The organism is Pricia antarctica, from assembly GCF_900101815.1.
Lineage (GTDB): Bacteria > Bacteroidota > Bacteroidia > Flavobacteriales > Flavobacteriaceae > Pricia > Pricia antarctica.
Genome location: NZ_FNAO01000050.1, coordinates 1 through 1,161, shown reverse-complemented (window position 1 = coordinate 1,161; position 1,161 = coordinate 1). Strand labels below are relative to the sequence as shown.

At 53.2% G+C, this 1,161-nt stretch carries 1 protein-coding gene; it reads right to left on the bottom strand.

Annotation, left to right across the window (positions count from 1 at the left end):
• Nucleotides 1-16: 16 nt before the first annotated feature.
• Nucleotides 17-1,161 (bottom strand): IS3 family transposase gene (locus BLT07_RS20640; RefSeq protein ID WP_245726639.1). Its coding sequence is split into 2 segments (ribosomal slippage): nucleotides 17-900 and nucleotides 900-1,161, totalling 1,146 coding nucleotides; the frame shifts between segments, so codons are not numbered across the junction.

Below are 1,161 nucleotides of genomic sequence, written 5' to 3'. Positions count from 1 at the left end.
TGTAGCCTTACCCGTTTTAGGACAATGCTAAATTCAGAAATTTTTTGTTCTTAAGCCCGGATTTTGTGACGGATCTTGATCCGGCATAAAATCGGGGCCTAAATTCCACGGGCGGTGTATCGCCCAACGATGAATGTGGGTGCATGGTGTTGTAATCCTCCATCCAGATATCGGTCCTTGTCCTTAATTGGTGCAGGTCGTTGAACCAATAGGCGTCCAGTACATCTTCTCGGTAGAACCTGTTCAGGCGCTCCATGAAACCGTTCTGCATCGGCCGGCCCGGTTGGATGAACATTAGTTCCACCCGTTTCTTTTTGCACCATTGTGCCAGGGCCTTCGAGATGAACTCGGGGCCGTTGTCGCATCGCAGCGTTTTCGGCAGCCCTATCTCCTCCTCCAGATACCCGAGGGTCTCGACGACCTTCCTCGCCGGATAGTTCAGCCCGACGTCCATGGCCAGCGCCTCGCGGTTGCAATCGTCCATGACATTGAACACCCTGACCTTTCTACCGTCCGAGAGTACGTCCGACATAAAGTCCATGCTCCATATCTCGTTGACGGCGGCAGGTGCCTCCAACGGGTTCTTGACCCTTGCGGGCAATCTTTTCTTATGTTTTCTGCGCAGCTTCAGGTTCATCTCCCTGTATACCCGCAGTACGCGTTTACGGTTCCATTTATGGCCTTCGCGACGCAGCCGCTTGAAATACACCTCGAAACCCCTGGTCGGGAGTTCCTCCGCCAACCTCGATAGTGCATCGATCACCGCCTTATCATCCTTTTTCGTGTGGTAGTACCACATCGAACGGGCGAGCCCGATGACATCGCAGGAACGTGAGGTGCTTACCGGATAGGCTTCTTGAAGGTACTTCGCACGGTGCTTTTTGTCGGAAGGCCCTAGAACTTTTTTGACAGTACGTCCTTGAGCATGCGTACGTCCAGGCTTACGTCCGCGTACATCTGTTTGAGCTTCCGGTTCTCCTCCTCGAGCTCCTTGAGCCGTTTCATATGGGCGATCTCCATGCCCCCGTACTTCTTGCGCCAATAATAGAACGTGCTCCTGTCGACGCCCATTTCCCGGGAGATGTCGCCAACGGTCCGACCCTGTTCGTTCTCCTTGAGGGCCTTGATGATCTGGCTTTCGCTAAACTTGCTTTTTTTCAT